At 70.5% G+C, this 24,822-nt stretch carries 22 protein-coding genes; 8 read left to right on the top strand and 14 right to left on the bottom strand.

The features are described 5' to 3' along the window. The first annotated feature begins 274 nt into the window (after positions 1–274). Positions 275–1,585, top strand: a complete 1,311-nt coding sequence (locus tag ACFU8V_RS09140; RefSeq protein ID WP_378870610.1) for a UDP-glucose dehydrogenase family protein — start codon at positions 275–277, stop codon at positions 1,583–1,585. A 13-nt stretch (positions 1,586–1,598) separates the two neighbouring features. Here ACFU8V_RS09140 and ACFU8V_RS09135 read toward each other — a convergent pair whose 3' ends face one another. Next, positions 1,599–3,539, bottom strand: a complete 1,941-nt coding sequence (locus ACFU8V_RS09135; protein ID WP_025103208.1) for a GDSL-type esterase/lipase family protein — start codon at positions 3,537–3,539, stop codon at positions 1,599–1,601. A gap of 188 nt (positions 3,540–3,727) precedes the next feature. Between ACFU8V_RS09135 and ACFU8V_RS09130 the strand changes: the two genes are divergently transcribed. After that, on the top strand, positions 3,728–3,907 hold the full coding sequence (locus ACFU8V_RS09130) for a DUF5302 domain-containing protein (protein WP_025103207.1): 180 nt from the start codon (positions 3,728–3,730) through the stop codon (positions 3,905–3,907). Between the two features lie 109 nt (positions 3,908–4,016). Here ACFU8V_RS09130 and ACFU8V_RS09125 read toward each other — a convergent pair whose 3' ends face one another. Together ACFU8V_RS09125 and ACFU8V_RS09120 are read right to left on the bottom strand one after the other, a co-directional pair. Then, positions 4,017–4,661 carry an FMN reductase gene (locus ACFU8V_RS09125; RefSeq protein WP_025103206.1) on the bottom strand — a complete coding sequence of 215 codons (645 nt, stop codon included), beginning with the start codon at positions 4,659–4,661 and terminating at the stop codon, positions 4,017–4,019. A gap of 1 nt (position 4,662) precedes the next feature. After that, positions 4,663–5,889, bottom strand: a complete 1,227-nt coding sequence (locus tag ACFU8V_RS09120; protein ID WP_025103205.1) for an LLM class flavin-dependent oxidoreductase — start codon at positions 5,887–5,889, stop codon at positions 4,663–4,665. 111 nt (positions 5,890–6,000) lie between these two features. On the opposite strand from ACFU8V_RS09120, the gene ACFU8V_RS09115 reads away from it, so the two are divergent. Next, complete coding sequence (locus ACFU8V_RS09115; protein WP_378870603.1) at positions 6,001–7,131, top strand: acyltransferase family protein; 1,131 nt, start codon at positions 6,001–6,003, stop codon at positions 7,129–7,131. Then, positions 7,128–8,012: a serine hydrolase gene (locus ACFU8V_RS09110; RefSeq protein ID WP_025103203.1), complete on the top strand. Its 885-nt coding sequence runs from the start codon at positions 7,128–7,130 to the stop codon at positions 8,010–8,012. The genes ACFU8V_RS09115 and ACFU8V_RS09110 overlap by 4 nt, the downstream gene beginning before the upstream one ends. 6 nt (positions 8,013–8,018) lie before the next feature. Here the strand turns inward: ACFU8V_RS09110 and efeB are convergent, their stop codons facing one another. From efeB to efeU, 3 genes are all read right to left on the bottom strand, one after another. Continuing rightward, the gene (gene efeB / locus ACFU8V_RS09105; RefSeq protein WP_115642552.1) at positions 8,019–9,281 is read right to left on the bottom strand and encodes an iron uptake transporter deferrochelatase/peroxidase subunit; all 1,263 of its coding nucleotides are present in this window, start codon (positions 9,279–9,281) and stop codon (positions 8,019–8,021) included. Positions 9,282–9,348: 67 nt separating this feature from the next. After that, on the bottom strand, positions 9,349–10,581 hold the full coding sequence (efeO, locus tag ACFU8V_RS09100) for an iron uptake system protein EfeO (RefSeq protein ID WP_029989215.1): 1,233 nt from the start codon (positions 10,579–10,581) through the stop codon (positions 9,349–9,351). After that, positions 10,578–11,516 carry an iron uptake transporter permease EfeU gene (gene efeU / locus ACFU8V_RS09095; protein ID WP_025103200.1) on the bottom strand — a complete coding sequence of 313 codons (939 nt, stop codon included), beginning with the start codon at positions 11,514–11,516 and terminating at the stop codon, positions 10,578–10,580. The genes efeO and efeU overlap by 4 nt, the downstream gene beginning before the upstream one ends. Before the next feature lie 150 nt (positions 11,517–11,666). Between efeU and ACFU8V_RS09090 the strand changes: the two genes are divergently transcribed. Continuing rightward, positions 11,667–12,671, top strand: a complete 1,005-nt coding sequence (locus ACFU8V_RS09090) for an isopenicillin N synthase family oxygenase (protein WP_025103199.1) — start codon at positions 11,667–11,669, stop codon at positions 12,669–12,671. Positions 12,672–12,770: 99 nt separating this feature from the next. Here the strand turns inward: ACFU8V_RS09090 and rpsO are convergent, their stop codons facing one another. Continuing rightward, positions 12,771–13,040 (bottom strand): 30S ribosomal protein S15, encoded by a 270-nt coding sequence (gene rpsO / locus ACFU8V_RS09085; protein WP_017203073.1) that lies wholly within the window; start codon positions 13,038–13,040, stop codon positions 12,771–12,773. 185 nt (positions 13,041–13,225) lie between these two features. Between rpsO and ACFU8V_RS09080 the strand changes: the two genes are divergently transcribed. Then, positions 13,226–14,521 (top strand): MFS transporter, encoded by a 1,296-nt coding sequence (locus ACFU8V_RS09080; protein ID WP_025103198.1) that lies wholly within the window; start codon positions 13,226–13,228, stop codon positions 14,519–14,521. A gap of 31 nt (positions 14,522–14,552) precedes the next feature. Here ACFU8V_RS09080 and ACFU8V_RS09075 read toward each other — a convergent pair whose 3' ends face one another. From ACFU8V_RS09075 to ACFU8V_RS09065, 3 genes are all read right to left on the bottom strand, one after another. Beyond that, the gene (locus ACFU8V_RS09075; protein WP_025103197.1) at positions 14,553–15,107 is read right to left on the bottom strand and encodes a YceI family protein; all 555 of its coding nucleotides are present in this window, start codon (positions 15,105–15,107) and stop codon (positions 14,553–14,555) included. Between the two features lie 177 nt (positions 15,108–15,284). Then, entirely contained in the window at positions 15,285–15,653 is a 369-nt protein-coding gene (locus tag ACFU8V_RS09070) for an FKBP-type peptidyl-prolyl cis-trans isomerase (RefSeq protein ID WP_025103196.1), read from the bottom strand. A 211-nt stretch (positions 15,654–15,864) separates the two neighbouring features. Next, a complete protein-coding gene (locus tag ACFU8V_RS09065) occupies positions 15,865–17,166 on the bottom strand; it encodes a PrsW family intramembrane metalloprotease (protein WP_025103195.1) in 1,302 nt (433 codons plus the stop codon). Between the two features lie 89 nt (positions 17,167–17,255). Between ACFU8V_RS09065 and ACFU8V_RS09060 the strand changes: the two genes are divergently transcribed. Beyond that, positions 17,256–18,125, top strand: coding sequence for a fumarylacetoacetate hydrolase family protein (locus ACFU8V_RS09060; RefSeq protein ID WP_025103194.1), 870 nt, complete (start codon positions 17,256–17,258; stop codon positions 18,123–18,125). Positions 18,126–18,188: 63 nt separating this feature from the next. Here the strand turns inward: ACFU8V_RS09060 and ACFU8V_RS09055 are convergent, their stop codons facing one another. The 4 genes from ACFU8V_RS09055 to ACFU8V_RS09040 are packed head-to-tail and all read right to left on the bottom strand — an operon-like array spanning position 18,189 to position 22,378. Next, complete coding sequence (locus ACFU8V_RS09055) at positions 18,189–19,649, bottom strand: aspartate ammonia-lyase (RefSeq protein ID WP_025103193.1); 1,461 nt, start codon at positions 19,647–19,649, stop codon at positions 18,189–18,191. Between the two features lie 51 nt (positions 19,650–19,700). Further along, entirely contained in the window at positions 19,701–20,630 is a 930-nt protein-coding gene (locus ACFU8V_RS09050; RefSeq protein WP_085607304.1) for a phosphodiesterase, read from the bottom strand. Between the two features lie 51 nt (positions 20,631–20,681). Beyond that, positions 20,682–21,017 (bottom strand): hypothetical protein, encoded by a 336-nt coding sequence (locus tag ACFU8V_RS09045; RefSeq protein WP_025103191.1) that lies wholly within the window; start codon positions 21,015–21,017, stop codon positions 20,682–20,684. Further along, a complete protein-coding gene (locus tag ACFU8V_RS09040) occupies positions 21,014–22,378 on the bottom strand; it encodes an inorganic phosphate transporter (RefSeq protein WP_025103190.1) in 1,365 nt (454 codons plus the stop codon). Before ACFU8V_RS09040 ends, ACFU8V_RS09045 begins: the two co-directional genes overlap by 4 nt. A 154-nt stretch (positions 22,379–22,532) precedes the next feature. Here ACFU8V_RS09040 and ACFU8V_RS09035 point away from each other — a divergent pair, with 154 nt between their 5' ends. After that, positions 22,533–24,626: a S9 family peptidase gene (locus ACFU8V_RS09035; RefSeq protein WP_378870589.1), complete on the top strand. Its 2,094-nt coding sequence runs from the start codon at positions 22,533–22,535 to the stop codon at positions 24,624–24,626. Positions 24,627–24,822 lie beyond the last annotated feature (196 nt).

Genomic DNA, 24,822 nt, shown 5'->3' with positions numbered 1-24,822 from the left:
CGCGGGCATTCCCGCGAATCTCGCCTGCGCTGGCCACCAGTAGAAAGTCACCCGACATGCGCCGAGGAACCCACCACAGGGGACCAGCTTCTCCGCCGATCGCTCCATGAGTCGATGTGAAATTGTCGGGTGACCGGGGTCGCCCTCGACCACACTACCAGCGTGTGCCCAAAAGACCCGGGCTCCGCGCGCGACCCGGTCCCGACACCCGACCGTCACCCGGTGTTCACCGCGCGTGCGCCGGAGCGAGAGAAGGCTCGGCTGTGCTGAGCGCATGCGGATGTCAGTGATCGGATGCGGGTATCTGGGAGCGGTGCACGCCGCGGCGATGGCCTCGCTCGGTCACGATGTCGTGGGGATCGACGTGGACGAGGGCAAGGTCGCCGACCTCACCGCGGGCGCCGCGCCCTTCTTCGAGCCCGGCCTCGCCGAGCTCCTCGAGGAGGGAGTGCGGTCAGGGCGGTTGCGCTTCGCCGCGGATCCGGCGGCCGCTGCCGGGGCGGAGGTGCACTTCCTCGCGGTCGGCACCCCGCAGTCCGCCTCCAGGCCCGCAGCCGACCTCCGCTTCGTCGACGCGGCGATCGACGGGCTGCTCCCCCACCTGCAGCCGGACGCGGTGGTCGCCGGGAAGTCGACGGTCCCCGTGGGCACCGCGGCCCGTCTCGCCCGTCGGATCGCGGAGACCGGCGCGACGCTCGCCTGGAACCCCGAGTTCCTCCGGGAGGGCTGGGCCGTCCACGACACCCTCCGCCCCGACCGTCTGGTGGTCGGCGCCGAGGACACCCGGCAGGGCGCCGCCGCCGTCGACCTGCTCCGCCGCGTGTACGCCGCGGCGATCGACGCGGGCGCGCCCTTCCTCGTCACCGACCTCGCCACCGCTGAGCTCGTGAAGGGCGCCGCCAACGCGTTCCTCGCGACGAAGATCTCGTTCATCAACGCCATGGCCGAGATCGCCGAGGCGGCCGGAGCGGACGTCACCCTCCTCGCCGAAGCACTCGGACACGACTCGCGCATCGGCCGCCGCTACCTCGGCTCGGGGATCGGGTTCGGGGGCGGCTGCCTGCCCAAGGACATCCGCGCGTTCGCGGCGCGCGCCGAGGAGCTCGGACGCGGGGAGGCCGTCGGGTTCCTCCACGAGGTGGACGCCATCAACCTCCGCCGACGGGATCGGGCGGTGCGCCTCGTGGTGGATGCGCTCGGCGGCCTCGTCTTCGGGAGGAGGATCGCCGTCCTCGGCGCGGCCTTCAAGCCCTTCAGCGACGACGTCCGCGACTCCCCCGCCCTGGAGGTGGCCGTGCGGCTGCGCGGACTGGGCGCCGATGTCGTGGTGACCGACCCCGCGGCGATCGAGAACGCCCGCGCACGGCATCCGCAGCTCGGGTACGCCTCGTCCAGGGACGAGGCCCTGCGGGACGCGGATGCGGTCGTCGTCGTCACGGAGTGGGACGAGTACCGCCGGGAGCTCCATCCCCAGCACGCCGGCGGCCTCGTGCGGGGCCGCATCGTGATCGACGGGCGGAACTGTCTGGACGCCGACGCCTGGCGAGCTGCCGGCTGGACCTACCACGGGATGGGGCGACGCTGAGGCCTCGCGCCCGTCAGACCACGCTGGCGTCCTGCGGCACGGTGGAGCGCCCGAGGTAGACGTAGTCGTCGTGCTTCGCCCGACGCCCGTCTCCCGCGGCGCGGCCGTGCAGTCGTCGCCACACCCACGGGAGCGCGTACTGCCGCCACCAGGCCGCTCGTCCGATCGGCTCGTTCTCGTGCAACGCCGCATCCAGCGCTCCCAGCGCATCGGCGTGCGGTACCCCGAGCACCTCCGCGACGCGATAGGCGAGCACGCGGTGCCCCCGACTGCCGAGATGCACGAGGTCCTCGCCCCAGTGCTGTCGCTCTCCCAGCGCCGGGAGCAGATCCGTGTCGATGAGGATCGCACCGGTCCGCGCAGCGACCCCGGCGAGCGCCGTGGCGAAGGCGGAGAAGCGCCGCGCGTACAGCGCCGCCGCTCGGCGGGCGGGCAGGAACGGCGTGACCAGGATCACGTCGGCACCGGTCGCGCGAAGCCGCCGCACCGCGGTCTCCAGGCTCGCGGCGAGCGCGGGCACGTCGACGCGGTGCCTCACGAGATCGTTGGCACCCACCAGGACGGTGACCAGGTCGGGGCGGAGTTCGCGCGCCCGCTCCAGCTGCGGTCCGCACACGTCGGACACCCGCTTCGACCGGATCGCGAGGTTCGCGTAGTGGAGGCCTCCCCGCGCGGCGAGGAGCAGCGCGAGCCGGTCCGCCCACCCGCGGAGCGCCCCATCGGGTCCGGGGTCGCAGAGCCCCTCGGTCACCGAGTCGCCGAGGGCGACGATCCGCCGCCAGCGGCGCGCGGGGGCGGGCGGGGCCGGCTCCGGCCGGACGAGGCGGCGAGCGCGCAGACGACGGTCCACGGCATGCAGCGTCCGCGCCTCCTCGAAGTGATCCAGGAGCTGATCTCCGAGGTGCGCCCAGCTCCGGCCCTGCACCGCGCTCCAGCCCGCCTCCCCGAACGCCCGACGCCGGCGCTCGTCTCCGGCGAGATCGGTCACGCGACGGCGGAGCTCTGCGAGGTCTCCTGGTCGGTAGAGCCACCCGTCGACGCCGGGCCGGACGAGGTCGAGCGGGCCTCCTCTGCCTGTGGCGACCACGGGGACACCGCTCGCATGGGCCTCCTGGAGTGTCTGCCCGAAGGTCTCGCTCTCCCCCGGATGCACGAAGACGTCGAAGGAGGCCAGCGCCGCCGCGAGCGCCTCCCCGTCGAGCCGCCCGAGGAAGAGGGCGTCGGGAAGCTGCTCCTGCAGCCGCTCCCTCCGGGGGCCGTCTCCGACGATGACGAGACGCGTGCCGGGGATGCCGTGCAGCGCGGCGAGATCCTCCACCTGCTTCTCGGGGGCGAGGCGTCCGACGTAGCCGATGACGGTCTCGGCTCCCCACTCGGCCCGAAGCGCGTCGCTGCGCCGCGAGGGGTGGAAGAGCTCGGCGTCCACACCCCGCCCCCAGGGCCGGATGCGGTCGATGCCGAGCCGGCTCAGCTGCTGTGCCGACTCGGTGGACGGCGCGAGCGTGAGTGTGGCCCTCCTGTGCAGTCGGGCGATGTGGGCATGGGCGATCCCGGTCGTCGCCGCGACGCGATATCTCTCCGTATAGGCGGCCACGTCGGTCTGGTACGCCGCGACCGTTCCGACACCCCCGCGTTCTGCGGCGAGCAGGCCCCGCCACCCGAGCGCGAACGGCGACGCCAGGTGGACGACGTCGGGACGGAAGCGGTCGAGCTCCGCGCCGATCCTCCGAGTGGTCGCCGCGCCCACCCGGACGTCCCGGTACCCCGGGAGCGGGACGCTGGGAATCGCGGTGACAGGCGCGCCGTGCAGCTCCACCGGCATTCCGATCGCGGCCGGAGCGAGCACACAGGAGTCATGCCCTCGGCGCTCCAGGTGACGGAGGATCTGCATCACGGATCCGGTCACACCGTTCATGTGCGGAAGGAAGGACTCGGTGACGATCGCGACTCTCACACCCTCAGGATGGCGGCGCTCCCCGTCCCCGCCGAGGGGAATCGGCGTCGGGCACCGGATGTTCACCGGATGCTGGATCACGGGTCACCGGCTATCCGCGCTCCGGTTCCCGTTCACCGCCCCGGGGTCGGTCGCGACCGACGCGGTGACCCTCGCCGCTCGTCCGGCCGTGCTCTAGGCTCGGGAGCATGAGCACCGAAGAAGGCGCCGGCTCCTCCTCCGAGGACATGAAGCGCAAGTTCAAGGAAGCGCTCGAGAAGAAGAACGCGCACCACCGGCAGGGCGAGGCTCACCTCGACGGCGATTCCGCCGTGCACGCCGCCCACGCCCCGCAGACGCGGCGCGAGTTCCGACGCAAGAGCGGTTGACCGCGAGGATGCGGGAGCCGCTCTCCTGCTCCCGCATCCCCCTCCGCAGACACGGACGTGCCCCGCGCCGGAAGGCACGGGGCACGTCCGTGTCGGGCGGCCGTTCCGGTCACTCCCCGGCGAGACCGCCGAGCATGTGACCGAAGGAGCGTCCCTCGCCCAGGTAGGTGGCGGGGTCGTACGGGTCGACGACGGCGGCGGCATCCCGGCGCGCGACCGCCTCGGCGAGTTCCCTCGCTCCCTTCTCGACCCGCTTCGCCAGCGGCGCGACGTCGTCCCCCGCGCCGCCCCAGTCGCTCGACGCCGCGAAGACGCCCGTCGAGACGGCCTCGGCATGCAGGTAGGCGAACAGCGGACGGATCGCGTAGTCGATCGCGAGCGAGTGCCGCGGCGTTCCCGCGTTCGCTCCGATCAGCACCGGCTTGCCGGTGAGCGCGTCCGGGTCGAGCACGTCGATGAACGACTTGAACAACCCTGAGTAGCTCGTCGAGAAGATCGGGGTGACCGCGATGAGGGCGTCGGCCGAGACGACGGTGTTGATCGCCGTCTCGAGTGCGGGAGGCGCGAAGCCTGTCAGCATGTTGTTCGTGATGTCGTGCGCGTGGTCGCGCAGCTCGATCACGTCGACGGTGGCCTCGATGTCGCGCTCCGCGAGCGCCTTCACGGTCTCCGCGGCCAGCCGGTCGGCGAGCATCCGGGTGGACGAGGGGTTGGACAGCCCCGCCGAGACGACGGCGATGCGACGCGTGGTCATGTCAGGCCTCCTTCCGGCCGAGTCCGAAGGCGGCACCCGCGGGCGCCGGCGTGTCCTGGTAGGGCGAGTCCCCGGTGAGGTTGTCTCCGCGGTTCGCACCGGGGCGCGCCTGCCGCGTGGGCCCGTCGCCGTACGTCGCCTGCACACGCGCGGCGTGGGTCGGCGCGTCGGGCACCGTGGACGGGCGGTCCTTCGCGAGCTCCTTGCGGAGCACCGGCACGACCTCGGAGCCGAGGATGTCGAGCTGCTCGAGGACCGTCTTCAGCGGCAGACCCGCGTGGTCGATGAGGAACAGCTGGCGCTGGTAGTCGCCGTAGTGCTCGCGCATCGCCGCGTACCGGTCGATCACCTGCTGCGGCGATCCCACGGTCAGCGGGGTCATCTCGGTGAAGTCCTCCATGCTGGGGCCGTGACCGTAGACGGGCGCGTTGTCGAAGTACGGGCGGAACTGGTTCACCGCGTCCTGCGACTTCGCGGCCATGAACACCTGGCCGCCGAGACCGACGATCGCCTGCTCGCGCGTGCCGTGGCCGTAGTGCTCGAAGCGCTGACGGTACAGCTCGATGAGCCGCTGGTAGTGCTCCTTCGGCCAGAAGATGTTGTTCGCGAAGAAGCCGTCGCCGTAGTACGCGGCCTGCTCCGCGATCTCCGGGGTGCGGATCGAACCGTGCCACACGAACGGGGCGATGCCGTCGAGCGGACGGGGCGTGGAGGTGAAGCCCTGCAGCGGCGTGCGGAACTTGCCCTCCCAGTCGACGACGTCCTCGCGCCACAGCTTGTGCAGCAGCGCGTAGTTCTCGATCGCGAGCGGAAGGCCCTGACGGATGTCCTGCCCGAACCACGGGTACACCGGGCCGGTGTTGCCGCGGCCCAGCATGAGGTCCATGCGGCCGTCCGAGACGTGCTGCAGCATCGCGTACTCCTCGGCGATGCGCACCGGGTCGTTCGTCGTGATCAGCGTCGTCGAGGTGGAGACGATGAGGCGTTCCGTCTGGGCGGCGAGCGCGGCGAGGAACGTCGTGGGGCTCGACGACCAGAACGGCGGGTTGTGGTGCTCGCCGATGGCGAAGACGTCGAGGCCCACCTCCTCGGCATGCGTGGCGATGGCCAGCGTCGCCTTGATCCGCTCCTGCTCGCTGGGGGTGACTCCCGTGGTGGGGTCGCGGGTGATGTCGCTGACCGACATGATGCCGAACTGCATCGCCTGCGCGCCTGACTGCTCGCTCATGATTGCTCCGTGTTCTCCGAATCGGATGCCGGACATCCGGTTCTATTCATTTGAATGTAATTGGGTCAACGCGTGCACGGCAACTTTATTCCCGACCGGTAGCCTCGGAGAATGAGCACCACCGGGGTCGGCACCACAGGACCCAGCACCGGACCGGTTCCCCGCAGACGCCGCCGCGTGCCCTTCTGGGACAACGCCCGCTACGCCTGCATCGTCCTCGTCGTGCTGGGCCATGCCATCCAGCGCCTCAGCTACGACTCGGACATCGCCTTCGCCTTCTATCTGGCGCTCTACGCGTTCCACATGCCGGCGTTCGCCATCATCTCGGGCTACTTCTCCAAGTCGGGCTCCCCCACCCGGACGCAGATGGCCCGCGTCATCACCGACATCATCCTCCCCTACGTCATCTTCGAGGCGCTCTGGACGCTCACGAAGTGGCTCGTGGAGGGAGAGACCACCCCGAACCCGACGCAGCCCAGCTGGACGCTCTGGTTCCTGCTCGCGCTCGGGATCTTCCGTCTCGTCCTCCCGTACCTCGCGCTCCTGCGCTGGCCGCTGCTGTGGACGATCGTGATCTCCATCGGCGCCGGCTACCTGCCGAACGTCGACAGCACGTTCTCACTCTCCCGGACCCTGGGCCTGCTGCCGTTCTTCACCCTGGGCTGGTGGCTCCGGGAGAAGAACGTCGTCGACCGCCTCCGCCTCCTCGACGTCCGCCCGTGGTGGAGCCGCGTCCTCGCGCTCGTCGTCCTCGGCACGGCCGGATGGGCGGCGTGGAACTGGCTGCCGCTGTGGCAGGCGGTCGACCTGCGGCACTGGCTGTTCTACGAGGACTCCTACGTCGACCTCGTCGGCGACCAGTGGTGGGCCGGCGGCATCCGCATCCTGCTCATGCTGCTCGCGGTCGTGCTGTGCGCCGCCTTCCTCGCCCTCATCCCCCGCGGCGCGTACTGGTGGACCACGTTCGGTCAGTACACGATGTACGTCTACCTCCTGCACTCCTTCGTGCTCTACCCGTTCCGCGAGAGCGGCGTGCTGCGCGACCTCGAGCCGACCTGGTTCTGGCTCCCTGCGGTCACGGCGCTCTCGGTGGTCCTCGCACTGCTGCTCGCGACCAAGCCCGTGCGGCGGGTGTTCCGTCCGCTCGTGGAGCCGCGGCCGCGGTGGCTGTTCGCCGATCCCGAGCTCGCGTCGCGGGAAGGTCGCCGCAACGACCCGACCGGCTCCCGGCGTCCGCGATGACAGCCGCCCGCCCCGCGTCCGAGGTCCGGGACCGGCTCGTCGCCATCGCCGACTCCCAGGGGTTCGCCGCGCACGGGCTCCACGTGCGCATCGGCGATGACACCGCGGATCACCGCTGGACGCCCGACGTCCGTGAGGACGTGCACTCGATCGCGAAGGGCGTCTGCGTGCTGGCCGCCGCCCTCGCCGCCGACGACGGACTGATCCGCCTGGACGACCCCGTCGCCACCCTCCTGCCGGAGCACGAACTCGGCGAGGGCGTCGCTCGCGTCACCCTGCGTCATCTGCTGTCGATGTCGAGCGGCATCGACCTGCCGTGGTCCGAGACGCTGATGACGGACTGGCCGGATCTGGCCCGCGAGTTCCTGCGACGGCCGTCGCGCGGGCGTGTGTTCCAGTACTCCAACGCGAGCACCTACACCGCGATGACCGCCCTCGCGACCCGCGTGGGCGACGTCGGCGACTACCTCTCGACGCGCCTCTTCGCCCCGCTCGGCATCGAGGCCGTGCTCTGGTCGAGATGCCCGAACGGACGCATCGAGGCGGGTGGCGGCCTGCCGCTCCGCACCGAGGAGGTCGCGCGCCTGGGGCTGCTCATCCGCGATCGCGGCTCCTGGCAGGGACGTCGACTCGTCGCCCCGGAGTGGATCGACGCCATGCACGAGGACGGCGTCGTCGCGGGCGTCAATCCGGGCTACGACCGCTATGCGCTCGCGGGCTGGCAGGGCCCGGGGCGGGCGTGGCGGCTGCACGGGGCCCACGGCCAGCTGCTGCTCTTCCTCGGCGACGCGGTGGTGACGGTGACCGCCCACGATCACGCCGGAGCGGATGCGTTCGCCGCGGACGCCGTCGCCGTCCTCGAAGACGTCGCTGCCGGCTGAGTCTGCTCAGGCGAACAGCTCCGCCCCCACGTACGAACCCGGTCGCGCTCCCGGCGGGATGGCCCAGATGCCCGAGCCCACGTGACGGATGTACTCGTTGAGACGGTCGGTCGACAGGCGGCGCTGCAGGCTGATGAACTGGGCGGGATCACGCTGGTAGGACAGGAAGAACAGCCCGGCGTCGAGTCGTCCCAGGGCGTTGTTGCCGTCGACGTAGTTGTACCCGCGGCGCAGGATGCGGATGCCGTCGTTCTGCTCCGGATGCGCGAGCCGGACGTGACTGTTCGCATCGATCTCCGTGCCGCGGAAGTCGGGGGCCGTGAACTCGTCGCCTCCGGAGAGCGGTGCCCCGACCCCCTTGTCCCGTCCGATGATCGTGTCCTGCTCGGCCAGGCGCACCCGGTCCCAGGTCTCGATGAGCATGGCGATCTTCCGGGCGACCAGATACGAACCGCCGGCCATCCAGGACGGCTCGTCACCCCCGGCGACCCAGACGTGCTCGGCGAGCGCCGCGGTGTCGTCGGCGAGGATGTTGGCCGTGCCGTCCTTGAAGCCGAAGAGGTTCCGGGGCGTGGCCTGACTTGCCGTCGTGCGCGAGGTCTTGCCGAATCCGAGCTGCGACCAGCGCAGGCGGGCCCGCCCGAACGCGATGCGGCTGAGGTTGCGGATCGCGTGCACGGCGACCTGGGGGTCGTCGGCACAGGCCTGGATGCACAGGTCGCCGTGCGACGCCGCCGGATCGAGGTCGTCCCCGAGGAAGGCGGGGAGCCGTGCGAGGCCGGACGGACGCCGAGCGGCGAGACCGTAGCGATCGCCGTCCTCGTTCTCGAACAGCCCCGGACCGAACCCGAACGTGAGGGTCAGGCCCGCGGCGGGGAGCCCCAGCGCCTCCCCCGTGTCATCCGGGGGCGCTTCGGCGGGACCGTTCACCGCGCCGCTCGCACTCACCTCCAGCCCCTGCGTCATCCGCGCCGCGGCGTACGACCAGTCCTGCAACAGGGAGATGAGGTCGTCCCGATCGGTGCGGGGCATCATGTCGAAGCTCGCGAAGTGAAGGTGGTCCTGCACGGGCGTCGTGATGCCGGCCTGGTGCGCGCCGAAGAACTCGTACCGCGACTCGGCGTCCTCGGCGGCACGCGCCCGCCCGAGCGCCATGCCTCCGGCCGTCCCGGCCCCCAGCCCGACGGCCAGGCCGGCGACACCACCGCCGACGGCCAGCCCGAGCAGCCCGCGGCGGCTGAGACCGCCGCCGGAGGGCTCCGACGGCAGGGCCGCCGGCGCCTCCCGGGCGACGGATTCCGACTCGTTCACGTCCGTGCTCCTCCGTGTGCCGTCGTCAGTCGAGCACCGTGCCGGTGAGCTGCGAGAGCGGCTCGGCGAGCGCGTTGATGAGGTCGGTGAATTCGCGCTTGTCGGCATCGGTCAGCTCGCCGTACCCCACGAAGCCCTCGGCGAGCGAGCCGTGCGCGGCGAGGGACTCCTCGAGGGCGGTGTATCCGGTCTCGATCTCGGAGACGAGGGCCTCGCCGTCGTCGCCCTGCGCCGCGGCGAAGTCCTGCACCAGCGAGAAGGCCATCTTGGAGCCCTCGACGTTCGCGGCGAAGTCGAAGAGATCCGTGCCGGACCACCAGTCCTCCTCGCCGGAGATCTTGCCGGTGGCCACCTCGTCGAGCAGTGCGATCGCGCCGTTCGAGATGCCGCCGATCCCCTGGTCATCCAGCGCGGTGGTGAAGTCGTCCGAGTGCACGTAGTCGTACAGCTCCTGCACGTCGGCCAGGAGCAGGTCGCCGTAATCGGCGCGCTCCGCGGGCGTGGACGGCGCCCAGTCCTGCCATGCCGGGGTCTCTCCGTCGGCGTTCAGTGCGTCCTTCGCCGGCGCCCAGAGGTCCTTCTCGATGCGGTGGAAGCCGGTCCAGTCCAGGCCCTCCGCCACCGCATCGACCTCTCGGTAGTCGATCCGCGGGTCGAGGTCTCCGAGCGCCTCGGCGACGGGCTCGATGCGCTCGTAGAACGCCCTCGTCTGCGGGAAGAGCGTACGGGCGGTCTCGTCGTCGCCGGACTCGTAGGCGGTCACGAGGTCTTCCACGGCCGGCACGAGCTGCCCGACCTGATCCTTCACGAACGCCCCGTAGAGATCGACGGCCTTCTGCTTCTGCTCGGCGTCGGGGCCGTCCACCGCCACGCGGTCTCCGGTCACCGTGAACGACGCCCGGCCGACACCGTCGCCGACCATGCCCGGCTTGCAGAGCGTGAAGTACTCGCCCGGCTGGGCGACCACCGTGAGGGTGCGGGACGCGGCCGGGGCGATGTTCTCGACCTCGCCGACGATCCGCAGTCCGTCCTCGGCCAGCAGGTAGAACTCGGAGACCTGATCGGTGTCGTTCGTCACATCGAACGTCAGCGTCCCGCTCTTCGCGGTGGACGCGGAGACGGCGCAGTCCGTGGCGGTGGATGAGACGTCGAACGCCGCCGTCGCCTGGGCATCGCTCTTCGCGACGCAGCCGCTGAGGAGGAGGACGGCGGTACCCGCGGCGGCTGCCGCGGCGAGGACCCGGTGCGAGGTGATCATGCTGCTCCTTGCTGTGTGAGGGAAGACGTCGGGGTGGCGGCGGAGGCGCCGCGCGTCGAAGGGCGTGCCGAGCGCAGGCCGCGGAGGTAGAGCCCGCCCACGACGAGGATGTAGAGACCCCAGGCGAGCACCTGCAGCCAGGTCATGGCGGGCATGAAGCCGACCGTGGCCTGCAGGACGGAGGCCAGCGCTCCGCCGGGAGCGATCGCCGCCGACACGTCGAACGCCCAGCCGAACGGGAAGCCGGCCGCGCCCACGGCGACGGCGCCGGTGACCGGGTCGAGCGGAGCGGCGGCGGTGAACGGGCCAGGAAGGGCGCCCGCCTCCTGCAGATCCATCAGCGCGTAGGCGAGGACGCCGGCCGCGACGATCACGAGGAAGCCGCCCGTCCAGGCGAAGAAGCGGCGCAGGTCCAGGCGCAGCGCCCCGCGGGAGATGAGCCAGCCGAGCACGACGGCCACGGAGAGTCCCAGGAGCGCGCCGACGAGGGCCGAGGGGGCGTCGCCGAAGGACTGCACCATCGACCACAGCAGCAGCGTGGTCTCGATCCCCTCGCGGGCGACGGAGACGAAGCCGATCGCGATGAGCGCCCAGAGACCACCCACCGTCAGCGCGCGATCGATGCCGCCCTCCAGAGTCGCCTTCATGGTGCGGCCGGCGCGCTGCATCCAGAAGATCATCCACGTCACCATCGCCACCGCGACGAGGGACAACCCGCCGCCGATCAGCTCCTGCGCCTGGAAGGTAAGTTCGTAGGCCCCGAAGGTCAGGATCGCGCCGATGCCCAGAGCGAGGGCGATCGCGAGACCGACCCCGGCCCACATCTTCGGCAGCGCGTCCCGGCGACCGAGACGGCGGAGGTAGGCGACGAGGATGCCGACGACGAGCGCGGCTTCGAGACCCTCGCGGAGTCCGATGAGGAAGGTGGCGAGCACGGGAGACACTCTCTGACTGACGACTGAGGTAAGGCATCCCTTACCACCGAGACTCTAGCACCGCAACCGGCGCCGCCCCGACACCACCGCCGGAGGTAATGGAGTGCAACAGAGCGTCCTCCGGCCACATCCCCGACATAGCCTCGGTCCATGGCTGAACTCTCGCTCCCCATCCTCGACCTGTCCCAGCTCGACGACGGCCCCGAGGCCGCGGCGCGCTTCCGCGACGACCTCCGCGCGGCCACTCACGACGTCGGCTTCTTCTACCTGACCGGCACCGGGATCTCACCGGAACTCGAGGCGCGGCTGCACCAGGCGGCCCTCGACTTCTTCGCCCTGCCGGAGGAGGACAAGCTCGCGATCGAGAACGTCAACAGCCCGCACTTCCGCGGCTACACCCGGATCGGCGGGGAACGGACGCAGGGCAAGGTCGACTGGCGCGAGCAGATCGACATCGGCCCCGAGCGCGAGCCGGTGGACGGCGGCCCCGCCTTCAACCGCCTCATCGGCCCCAACCTCTGGCCGGCCGCCCAGCCCGAGCTGAAGCAGGTCGTCACCGAGTGGCACGACGCCCTGACGGAGATCGCCCGCAAGCTCCTGCGCGCCTGGGCCCTCACTCTCGGGGCCGAGGAGACCTACTTCGACGAGACGTTCCGCGATCCGTCCACCCTGATCAAGATCGTGCGGTACCCGGGCACGAACGAGCCGGAACCGCAGCAGGGCGTCGGCGCGCACAAGGACTCCGGGGTGCTGACGCTGCTCTGGGTCGAGCCCGGCAAGGGCGGGCTCCAGGTCGAGCGTGACGGCGAGTGGGTGTCGGCTCCCCCGGTTCCCGGCGCCTTCGTCGTCAACATCGGCGAGCTGCTCGAGTACGCCACCGGCGGCTACCTCAAGGCGACGAACCACCGGGTGATCTCGCCGCGGGCGCCCGAGGAGCGCATCTCGATCCCGTTCTTCTTCAACCCCGCCCTCGACCAGCAACTGCCGTTGCTCGAGCTCCCCGCCGACCTCGCCGCCGAGGCCACCGGAGTCACCGAGGACCCGAGCAATCCGATCCACGCGACCTACGGCGAGAACGCCATGAAGTCCCGCCTGCGGGCGCACCCCGACGTGGCGGCCATCCACCACCCCGACCTGGTGCAGGCGCCCGCCTGAGCGGATCCACACCGTCCGGACATGACGAAGGCCGCCCCACACCGTGGGGCGGCCTTCTCAAGAATGTTCTGCGCGATTGAACGCTGGGTCCGTGGTGCCTTATCGGCGAAGACCAAGGCGTGCGATCAGCGAGCGGTACCGCTCGATGTCGACGCTCTGGAGGTAGCCGAGCAGACGACGGCGCTGACCCACGAGCAGGAACAGACCACGACGCGAGTGGTGGTCGTGCTTGTGCTCCTTCAGGTGCTCGGTGAGGTCCTTGATGCGCTGCGTCAGCATCGCGGCCTGCACCTCGGGGGATCCGGTGTCACCGGGGTGCGTCGCGTACTCTTCGATGATCGCCTTCTTGACGTCTGCTTCCAGTGCCATAGATTCGATCCCCTCTCTGCTTGTTGCGCGGCGCCCGACGCCTGATGCGTGAGCTCTCTTTATCCGCGGCCGATCGAACGGCAACCTGACGAGTCTACCAGCCCGAACGACCACGACGGGACACGGGGTCCGGAGCGGGGCGCACCGGTCAACTAGGCTCGGGATGTGCAGAAGAAGATCGCCCTGTGAGCTCCCGACGCGGCCATCTGATCGACCTCACCCCGCTGAAGGCGAGCCCGGCCTTCGCCCGGATGTGGATCGGCTCGACGCTCGCCGGCATCGGCGGTCAGCTCACCATCGTGACCGTGATGCTGCACGTGTTCGAACTGACCGAGAGCACGTTCGCCGTCTCGATGATCGCCGTCGCCGGTCTCCTCCCGATGATCCTCGCCGGTCTGTACGGCGGCATGCTCGCCGACGCGTTCGACCGCCGGCGGGTCGCGCTGATCGCGGCCACCGTGACGTTCGCCTCCACCGCGCTCCTCGCCGCGCTCACGTGGACGGGGACGGAGACGATCTGGTGGCTGTACGCGCTGAGCATCGTGAATTCGGCGGCGAACTCGGTCGGCATGGCCACCCGGACGGCGATCGTCCCCCGGCTCATCCCCCGCCGCATGCTCGCCGCCGCGTCCGCGCTCAACGGCGTCGCCTTCGGACTCACGGTCATGGCCGGCCCCGCGCTGGCCGGACTCCTCGTGGCCCTCACCGGGTACGGCTGGACGTACACGATCGACGTCGTGCTCATGCTGTCGATGTTCCTCGGACTGTGGACCCTCCCCGCCCTGCGCCCCGAAGGCGACACCGTGCGCCCCGGTCTCGCCTCACTCGTCGACGGCTGGCGCTTCCTCCGCCGGGCGGGCAACATCCGGATGCAGTACGTCATGGACATCATCGCGATGACCTTCGGGCAGCCGCTCGTGCTCTTCCCGGCGCTGGGCACCGTGATCCTCGGCGGCGGGGCGTTCACGACCGGCATCCTCACGGCGGCGGTCGCCGTCGGCACCTTCTCCTCGAGCCTGTTCTCCGGCCGCGTGGTGCAGTACCGGTGGCACGGTCGTGGGATCGCCCGTGCCATCGAGGCCTACGGCGCCGCGATCGCCCTGTTCGGCGTCGTCCTCCTGATCGGCGCCTTCTCCGCGACGCCCGCCGGCGAGGACCGGCCGCACGTCCTCCTCATCGTCGCCGCCTGCGTGGCGCTCGCGCTCTCCGGCGCCTCGGACAACATCAGCTCGATCTATCGCAACACCATGATGCAGGCGGCAGTGCCCGACGCCATGCGCGGACGCCTGCAGGGGCTCTTCGTCGTCGTGGTGACCGGCGGCCCCCGCGTCGGCGCCCTCTACGCCGGGACCCTCGCGACGCTGACGTCGCTGTGGTTCCCCCCGCTGCTCGGCGGCATCCTCGTGATCGTGCTCGTCGCCCTCCTCGCCCGTCGGCACCCGCGGTTCCGCGCCTACGACGCAGAGAACCCCGAGCCCTGACAGGCCCGGGGTTCGGAGAGGTCTGCGCGCGTCAGTCCTGCTGCAGCGCACCCTGGAGGTCGAGCGTGATCGTGACGTCCTTGCCGACGAGCACGCCGCCGGTCTCCAGCGCGGCGTTCCAGGTGAGGCCGAAGTCCTCGCGGTTGATGACCGTCTTGGCGGAGGCACCGGCCTTGTAGTTGCCCCACGGGTCGCTGCCGAAGCCGCCGAAGTCGAGCTCGAACGTGACGGGCTTGGTGATGCCGCGGATGGTGAGGTCGCCGTCCACGAGGAAGTCGCCGCCCTCGACGCGCGCGCCGGTCGAGACGAAGTCCATGGTCGGGAAGTTCTCGGTGTCGAAGAAGTCGGCGGAGCGGAGGTGCTGGTCACGGCCCTCGTCCTTCGTGTCGACGGAGGTCACGTCGACCGAGGCCTCGACCTTGGCGTCGAGCGGGTTCTCCGGAGCCACGAGCGTCGCGCTCTTCACACCGAAGGTGCCGCGCACCTTCGAGATCATCATGTGGCGGACGCTGAAGGTCACCTCGCTGTGGGACGGGTCCAGGACCCAGGTGCCGGGGCGGTAACCGGGGATGTCGATGCTGCTCATGATTGCTCCTCAGGAGACGTCGGCCGCGGCGGCGGCGAAGGGATGGCACCGCGATCGTCCGCGGCACCCTTCCGACAACATACATTCACTCGCATGTATTCCCGTGTCGAGCAGAAAGTCCGGAGACATCGAAAGCGCCCCGCACCACAGGGTGCGGGGCGCTTCCGAACGAGGATGTCAGCCGACGGCGACGAGATCGATGATGAAGATCAGCGTCTTGCCGGAGAGGAAGTGCCCTCCCCCGGCCGGGCCGTACGCGAGGTGCGGCGGGATGATCAGCTCGCGGCGGCCGCCGACCTTCATGCCGGGGATGCCGTCCTGCCAGCCCTGGATCAGGCCGCGGAGCGGGAACTGGATGGTCTCCCCGCGACCCCACGACGAGTCGAACTCCTCGCCGGACTCGAACTCCACGCCGGCGTAGTGGACGGTCACGGTGTCGCCGGGCTTGGCCTCGGCACCGTCACCCTCGATGATGTCGCGGATGACCAGTTCTGCGGGGGCAGGGCCGGTCGGGGCGTCGAACTCGGGCTTTGTGCGATCAGTCATGGCTCCATCCAACCCGACCGCCGCGCGCGCGGTCAACGCGACCGCACCTGCTCACAGCGAACACCTCGTCGAGCCGCCGTGGCCGCCCGTCGCGGAGACCCTTGACACATCCCCGGGGCCGGGTGCACCCTGGTGGCAGATCAACTCAGCGCCCGGGAGACATGCAGGCATCGCCGCAGCACCGGGCGCTGAGTCTGTCCGGAGCGGTCCCTCAGTAGGCCAGCAGCGCGGCGCGTGCCGCCCTCGTGCGGATCAGCAGGGCACGCTCGTCCTCGACCGCGAGCGGGTCGCGACCGGTGATCGCCCGCTGGCGAACCGCCGCCAGAGCCGTCGCGTCCTTGATGAACTCACGCATCAGCGGCCGGCGGTCGCCGCGCAGCTGCGCCGCCCACGCCAGCCCGACCTTGCGCCCGGCGGGCGTGGCGAGCATCGTGACCTCCTCCGGCGTGAACCAGCCGGCGGCCGCGTACTCGGCCAGGCGCGCCCGCGTGAGCCGCGCCTCCTCTCGCCGCAGCGCGACGATCCCGAGGATGAAGCCGATGAACAGCGGCACCTGCAGGGTGAAGTAGAGCCCGAAGAAGTCGGCGAAGGTGGCCGAGCCGTTCCACAGGCCGTGCAGGAGGATCGCCCCGACCATGCCGAGCAGGCCCGCGCCGGCGGCCGCTCCCGCGGAGGCGTGCCGGCGAGCCACGAGGCCGATCGCGAACCCGGTCAGCGAGGTGAACATCGCGTGGGCGAACGGCGACAGCACCGCTCGCACGATGAAGGTGACGCCGAGCTGCTCGCCGCCGCCTTCGATCAGGCTGATCGCGAAGTACTGGATGTTCTCGGTGAACGCGAAGCCCGCGCCGACGAGCGCCCCGTAGACGACGCCGTCCACCGGACCGTCGAAGGAGCGCCGCGCAAGCAGGAAGATGAGGAAGACCCCGAGGCCCTTCCAGAACTCCTCGACGATGGGCGCCTGGATCACCGCGGAGAACTCCTCGGAGCGGATGTCGAACAGCATAGTGAGGCCGATGTCGACGAGGAGCGTGAGGCCGACCGCGGCCACGGCACCCCAGGCGATGGCGAACGCCACGAGACGCTTGGGCTCCGGCTCCCACCGGTCGATCATGCGCACCCCGAGGAAGACGATCGTGAGCGGGATCAACGCCAGGACGAGCCCGATCACCGAGGCGGTCGGTCCGAGCGCCCAGCCGAAGTAGCCGATGAGCGCCAGGAGGAGGAACCCGAGGAAGCCGAACAGCCACAGCGAGATCGTCCGGCCCTTCTTGTTCGGCACCGGGAGAGCCGGCAGCGACTCCGCGGGCGACGGCGCGACGGGAGCCGGTGGCGTGTAGGGCGTCGGCTGCGCGAGGGCCGACGCATAGCCCGGCTGCTGTCCGAACGTCGGCGGCAGATACGGCGACTGTGCGTACTGCGCGGCGGAGTACGCACTCGGCTGCGCGGGCGGCGCGGACGGCGGCGTGTACCGGGCGGGCTGCTGGGGGTCGGACGGTCCTCCGAAGGTCATGCTCAAAGCTTATGGGGCACAAGCATCCGCGCCGGGCTCTGGGGGCTTCCTCCACCCGACCGGCCGCACGCACCCGGTAGCGTAGAACCATGCGGTTCGCTCACCTGCGCCGTCCAGACTCCTCCCAGGCGGTTCTCGCCGTGGTGGAGGGCTCGGACGCCATCCTCGTCTCCGATCTCCTGTCCGACGCGCCTGCCACCCTGCAGCAGCTGATCGAGCGAGGAGACGCCGGACTCGACGAGCTCCGCGCCGCCCTGCGCGACAGCACGGCCCCGCGCCACCCGCTGACCGGCTGGGGCTTCGCCTCCGCCGTGATCGCGCCGCCGGCCGTGCTCGCCGTCGGTCTCAACTACGCCGCGCACTCCAGCGAGCTCGGACTCAAGACCGACGCCGCGCCGACCGTGTTCACGCTGTGGCCGAACTCGCTGACCGGTCACGACCAGACCACGTCCTGGCCCCGGAGCCTCAGCGAGGCCGTCGACTACGAGGCCGAGCTGGGCGTGCTCATCGGCACGCCCGCGAAGGACGTGCCGGAGGCGGACGCCCTGACGCACGTGTGGGGATACACGGTGGTCAACGACATCACCGCACGGAACATCCAGTTCTCCGAGGCGCAGTGGTCCCGCTGCAAGTCGTTCGACGGCTTCACCCCCACCGGCCCGTTCGCGGTGACCGCCGACGAGATCGCCGACCCGCAGGACCTCCACATCTGGACCGTGGTGGACGGACACACCGTGCAGGACGCCAGCACCGATCAGATGGTGCGCTCGGTGGCGAAGCTCATCGCCCACCTCTCCCAGTCGCTCACCCTGCTCCCCGGCACCCTGATCTCGACAGGCAGCCCCGGCGGCGCCGGCTACTCGCGCGACCCGCAGATCTTCCTCCGCGACCGCTCGACCGTCACGGTCGGCATCGACGGCATCGGCGAGCTCACGACGCACTGCCGCATCCTCGACTGACCGGACGCGACGAAGGGAACGGGAGCTGCGAGCTCCCGTCCCCTTCGCGTATCCGGTCGACGCTCAGATCTGGATGAGGTCGTCGGGGGTGACGATCGGGATGGCCGCCGTGACCGCCTCCAGGCCCGACAGACGGGCGGGAGACAGCTGCTTGGTGACCTCGTCGCGGGACATGAGTCCGGCCTCGACCACCAGGTCGGCGACGTTGCGGTTGGTCAGCAGGGCCGTCTTGGCCAGGGCGGCGGCCGCCGCGTAGCCGATGAAGGGCGTGAGCGCCGTGATGACGCCGACCGACGCGCCGACCATCGCGCCCAGACGGTCGCGGTTCGCGGTGATGCCCTCGACGCAGTTCACGCGCAGCGTCCACATGGCCTGACGCATCCAGGTGATCGACTGGAAGATCGAGTGCGCGATGACGGGCTCGAAGGCGTTGAGCTGGAGCTGACCGCCCTCGACGGCCATGGTCACGGTCATGTCGGCGCCGACGACCGCGAACGCCACCTGGTTCACGACCTCCGGGATCACCGGGTTGACCTTGCCCGGCATGATGCTCGAGCCGGCCTGGCGTGCGGGCAGATTGATCTCGCCGAGGCCCGCCTGCGGACCCGACGACAGCAGGCGCAGGTCGTTGCAGATCTTCGAGAGCTTGATGGCGTTCCGCTTGAGCGACGAGGAGAACGACATGAAGGCGCCCGTGTCGCTCGTGGACTCGACGAGGTCGGTGGCCGTCTCCAGGTCGAGTCCGGTGATCTCGCGCAGGTGCTTCAGCACGGCGGGCGCGTAGTCGGGGTGGGTCGTGATGCCGGTGCCGATCGCGGTCGCGCCCATGTTGATCTCGAACATGAGGGAGGCGTTCTCGGTGAGGCGGCTGTGGTCCTCGCCCAGGGTCGTGGCGAAGCCGTGGAACTCCTGGCCGAGCGTCATGGGCACGGCGTCCTGGAGCTGGGTGCGGCCGACCTTGAGGATGTCGTGGAACTCCCCCGCCTTGCCGAGGAAGGCCACGCGCAGGGCGTCCAGCTCGTCGAGCAGCGAGCGCAGCGTCAGCGAGAGGCCGATCTTGACCGCGGTCGGGTAGACGTCGTTGGTCGACTGGCTGCGGTTCGTGTGGTCGATCGGAGAGAGGAAGGCGTAGTCGCCCTTCTCGCGTCCGGCCATCTCGAGCGCGATGTTGGTGATGACCTCGTTCGCGTTCATGTTCGTCGACGTGCCGGCGCCGCCCTGGATGACGCCGACCGTGAACTGGTCGTGGAACTCGCCGTCGATGACGCGCTGTGCCGCGCGGTCGATGAGGTCGGCCCGCTCGGCGTCGAGGACGCCGATCTCCTTGTTGGCCCTGGCGCTGGCCTGCTTCACCATCGCGAGGGCGATCACCAGTTCGGGGTAGACCGAGATGGGGCGCTTCGTGATCGGGAAGTTCGCATCGGCGCGGGCGGTGTGGATCCCCCAGTACGCGTCGGCGGGAATCTCCATGCTCCCCAGCGAATCGGTCTCGGTGCGGGTATGGGCGGGCGCGGCAGAAGCCATGTCACATCCTCGTGGGTCGTGGCGAACGGAAAAGTGGGGGATGCGACCAGTCTACGCCGGTCCCTGCGGGGTTTTCCGGGAGAACGCCTCCAGGCGCTCCTCCGGGGTCAGCGCCGCCATCCGCGCGATCCACTCCTCCGAGAAGTAGTCGTCGGTCGGCGCGTCGACCACGGGGACGACCGTGTGCGTGAGGGTCTCCGGCCGCACGTGCACGAGCTGGAACGCCTGGGCGGCGTCCATGCCGTTCACCTCCGCCGCCGGACGGGCGACGTTCATGGTGTAGCAGGTCGCGGACGCGACACTCACCGGGACACCGGCGAACAGACCGTGTGCGGAGTAATGCAGGTGGCCGGCGAGGATGCCGCGGACGTCGGTGCCGCGGATGACGGCGGCGAGCTCGTCCTGATGACGGAGCTCGAGGATGTCGAACAATGGCAGATGGCTGGGCAGCGGCGGATGGTGCATCGCCAGGATCGTCCCGTGCGGCGCGGGCTCCGCGAGGACGTCGGCCAACCATGCGAGCTGCGCCGGGTCGAGGTCGCCGTGGTGCCATCCCGGGACGCTCGTGTCGAGGGCCACGAGGCGCAGCCCGTCGAGATCCCACACCCCGGTGACCGGCTCCTCGGTGGGCTCGCCGTCCAGGAGCGCCTCGCGGAGCGCCGGGCGCTCGTCATGGTTACCCGCGACCCAGACCACGGGAGCGCCCAGTTCGGCGGCGACCGGCTCGATCGCCGCACGCAGCCGGCGGTACGCGTCCGGCTCGCCGAGATCGGCGAGGTCCCCGGTGATCACGATGGCGGCGGGAGCGGGATGCACGGCGCGGATCGCCTCGAGCGTCCGCGCGAACGTGTGCTCGACGTCGTACCGTCCCCCCAGCGCGGCCCCGCCGGCCAGGAAGTGCGGGTCGCTGACATGGATCAGGACATGGGACGCGGGGGCGTATCGGCCGAAGACCGGGGGCGTTCCGTTGGTTGCGGACATGCCCTCAGCCTAGGGGCGGGTGCCGACGCCCGTCCCTGGCGCGCCGGAGGCTCAGTGGCCGACGACGATGAGCAGGATGCCGGCGATGACCGCGGCCCCGCAGAGCACGAAGCAGCCGTAGGCGCCCACGAGGGCGAGGGTCTTCTGCCCCTCGGTGAGCGGGCTCTTCCTCGCCGCCTTCGCCGCCTGCTTGGCGGCCCGCTTGAGCTCCTTCTCGGATATCACCGTGATGGCGTCGGTGAACTCCGCCGGGCTCACCACGGGGGCCCGTCCGCTGCGTACGAGCAGACGCAGGCCCAGGGCGTAGAAGGTGACGATGGCGGCGGCGCCGATGAGCGCGGCGGCGAACACCTGCAGGAAGGCGATCCAGTCGATCGTGACGTTCATGCCGAGTCCCCGTTCTGCGAGGCGTCGGACGAGGAGACGCTGCCGGTCTTCGCGGCCTTCGCGTCGGCCTTGGCCTTGGCCTTCTTCTTCGCCTTGTCCTTGGCCTCCGCCTTCGCCTTCTCCTTGGCCTCGGCGCGGGCCTTCGCCTCTGCCTTGGCCTGAGCGATGCGCTGCTGGCGACGCGTGGGCGGCGGTGTGTCGGGGACCTCGACCGCGAGGTGGGACTCGGCGACGTCGCTCATGGCGTTGGCGGGCGTGACGGCGTTGCGCCGCGAACGCATGTACAGCCCGAGGATGATCACCACGGCGAGCACGGCATCGATGGCCACACCCCAGGGACCGAGCCAGACGACGAGCAGCGCCGCCAGGGCGCCGACCCCTCCGGCCGCGGGCAGGGTCAGCAGCCAGCCGACGCCGATGCGACCGGCCGTCCGCCAGCGCACCGTCGAGCCGCGGCGACCGAGACCCGATCCGATGACCGATCCCGAGGCCACCTGCGTGGTGGAGAGGGCGAAGCCGAGGGCGCTGGAGGCGAGGATCGTCGCCGCCGTCGAGCTCTCGGCCGCGAAGCCCTGCGCCGGCTTGACGTCGGTCAGGCCCTTGCCCAGCGTGCGGATGATGCGCCAGCCGCCGAGATACGTTCCGAGGGCGATCGTGAACGCACAGGCGACGATGACCCAGAGCTCGGGCTCGTGGTGCGCACCGGACTGCCAGCCGATCGTGATCATCGCGAGGGTGATGACGCCCATCGTCTTCTGTGCGTCGTTGGTGCCGTGGGCGAGCGCGACCAGGGACGACGTGAAGATCTGACCCCAGCGGAAGCCGTCGCGCCCGTCGGGCTTGCCGTCATAGCGCCGGGTGATCGAGTAGGCGATCTTCGTCGCCACGAAGGCGATGATGCCGGCGGTGATCGGGGCGATGAGAGCGGGGAGGACGATCTTCGACAGCACGGCGCCGAAGTCGATGCCGCCGAGGCCGGCTCCCACGAGCGTCGCGCCGATCAGACCGCCGAAGAGGGCGTGGGACGAGCTGGACGGCAGGCCGAGCAGCCAGGTCAGCATGTTCCAGGTGATCGCGCCGATGAGTCCGGCGAAGATCAGCGAGAGGAACAGCTCCGCCCCCGCGGCGAGGATCGCATCCTCCTGGATGATGCCGCCGGAGATGGTCTTGGACACCTCGGTCGACAGGAAGGCGCCGACGAGGTTGAGGAGAGCGGCCAGGAGCACCGCGGTCTTGGGCTTGAGCGCCCCGGTCGCGATGGGCGTGGCCATCGCGTTCGCGGTGTCGTGAAACCCGTTCGTGAAATCGAAGAAGAGTGCCAGCGCGATGACGAGCACGACGATGAGGGCTGCGGTTTCCACCGTTCGCTTTCGGTCTTGAGGAAGAGGGAGATGTCGACGGGATCGACGTGACGAACGAAGAGTTCACCGTGGGTTTGACTTCCGTTTACCGGCCCCGGTAAATCCTGCCACCGTCCCCCGTGCCGGTCAACTCGACCTGGGATAGCGTGGGACGGTGACTGACGCCCCGATCGCCGCCCGCCGTTCCACCTTCCGCACGCACCACGGCGACACGGTCGACGACCCGTACGAGTGGCTGCGTGCCAAGGACTCCCCCGAGGTCATCGCGCACCTGGAGGCCGAGAACGCGCACACCGAGGCGGAGACGGCGCATCTGGCGGCGCTCCGCGAGACGCTGTTCCAGGAGATCAAGGGCCGCGTGCAGGAGACGGATCTCTCCGTGCCGACGCGACGCGGAGACTGGTGGTACTACAGCCGCACCGAGGAAGGCGCGCAGTACGGCATACGCTGCCGGGCCGCCGCCGTCGAGGGCGACTGGACGCCGCCGCGTCTCGAGCCGGGGGTGCCCGTCCCCGGAGAGGTGGTGCTGCTGGACGGCAACGCCGAGGCGGAGGGGCACGAGTTCTTCTCCCTCGGCGCGTTCGACACCTCCGACGACGCGACGAAGCTGCTGTGGTCGACGGACTTCGAGGGCGACGAGCTCTACACCGTGCGCGTCCGCGACCTGGAGACGGGCGTCACGCTCGCCGACGAGATCCCGGACACCGGCAGCGCGTTCTTCACCCCCGACGGCACCGGCATCCTCTACACGACGCGCGACGACGCCTGGCGCCCCGACACCCTGTGGCTGCACCGGCTCGGGACCCCGGTGTCGGACGACATCCAGCTCTTCCACGAGCCCGACGAGAAGTTCTGGCTCGGCGCCGGGATCACGCGCAGTCGTCGCTACCTCGTGATCGGCGTGGGCTCCAGCATCACGAGCGAGGAGTACCTCGTCGACCTGACCGGTGACATCACCGCGGAGCCACGTCCGGTATGGCCGCGGCGGGAGGGCGTGGAGTACTCGCTCGAGCACGCGGTCGTGGACGGCGAGGACCGCCTGCTCATCCTGCACAATCACGACGCCCTGGACTTCGAGCTCGTCTCCGTGGCGGCGGATGACCCGCAGGGCGAGCGCCGCGTCGTCGTCGCGCATCAGCCGGGACGACGGCTGCTCGGGGTGGATGCGTTCCGCGACTTCGCCACGGTGGAGTACCGCAGCGAGGGCCTCGAGCGCGTCGGGCTCCTGGACTACGCGACGGACGCCGTGGAGGAGCTGCAGTTCGACGAGCCCCTCTACTCGGCGGGCGTCAGCGGCAACCCGGAGTGGCACTCCCCCTTCCTGCGCCTCGGCTACACGTCTTTCGTCACCCCAGGCACGGTCTACGAACTCGACCTCGCGACGCGCGAACTCGTCCTCCGCAAGCAGGTCACGGTGCTCGGCAACTACGACCCCGCCGACTACGGACAGCGGCGGGAGTGGGCCACCGCGGAGGACGGCACGCGCGTGCCGATCTCCCTCGTCTGGAAGCGCTCCTTCGGAGAGCCCGGAGCGACGCCCCGGCCCGTCCACCTCTACGGCTACGGCTCGTACGAGCACTCCATCGACCCGGGCTTCTCCGTCGCCCGACTCTCGGAGCTGGACCGCGGAGTCGTCTTCGCCGTGGCGCATGTGCGTGGCGGCGGCGAGATGGGCCGGCAGTGGTACGAAGAAGGCAAGCTCCTGCACAAGCGGAACACCTTCACGGACTTCGTCGCCTGCGCCCGGCACCTCGTCGCCGAGGGCACCACGACCCCGGCCCAGCTCGTCGCAGAGGGCGGCAGCGCGGGCGGTCTGCTGATGGGCGCGGTCGCCAACCTCGCCCCGGAGCTGTTCGCCGGGATCCTCGCGGGGGTGCCGTTCGTCGACGCCTTGACCACGATCCTCGACCCCTCGCTCCCCCTCACGGTGATCGAGTGGGACGAGTGGGGCGACCCTCTGCACGACCCGGAGGTGTACGCGTACATGAAGTCGTACACGCCGTACGAGAACGTGCGCGACGGCGTGGAGTACCCACGGATCCTCGCGGTGACCTCGCTGAACGACACCCGCGTGCTCTACGTGGAGCCCGCCAAGTGGGTCGCCCGGCTGCGGGAGGCCGGCGCGAAGGACGTGCTGCTCAAGTGCGAGATGGTCGCGGGGCACGGGGGCGTGAGCGGGCGGTACAACTCCTGGCGCGAGCGGGCGTTCGAGCTCGCCTGGCTGCTCGACACCCTCCACCTCGCCTGACGGCAACGGTCACGCCCGGCATCAGGCGCGCGGCATCAGGCATTCGCGCGGCATCAGGCGCGAGTGGCTCTCCTGGCCTGATCTCGCGCGGAGGCCTGCACTCCCGTGTCCGACGTGGGCTCAGGCTTCCGCGCGGCATCACGCGCTCGCGTGGCATCAGGCGCAAGAGGCTCTTGTTGCCTGGTCTCGCGCGGAC

The organism is Microbacterium sp. NPDC057658 (assembly GCF_042799975.1).
GTDB lineage: Bacteria > Actinomycetota > Actinomycetes > Actinomycetales > Microbacteriaceae > Microbacterium.
This window is presented reverse-complemented; position numbering and strand designations above follow the sequence as displayed.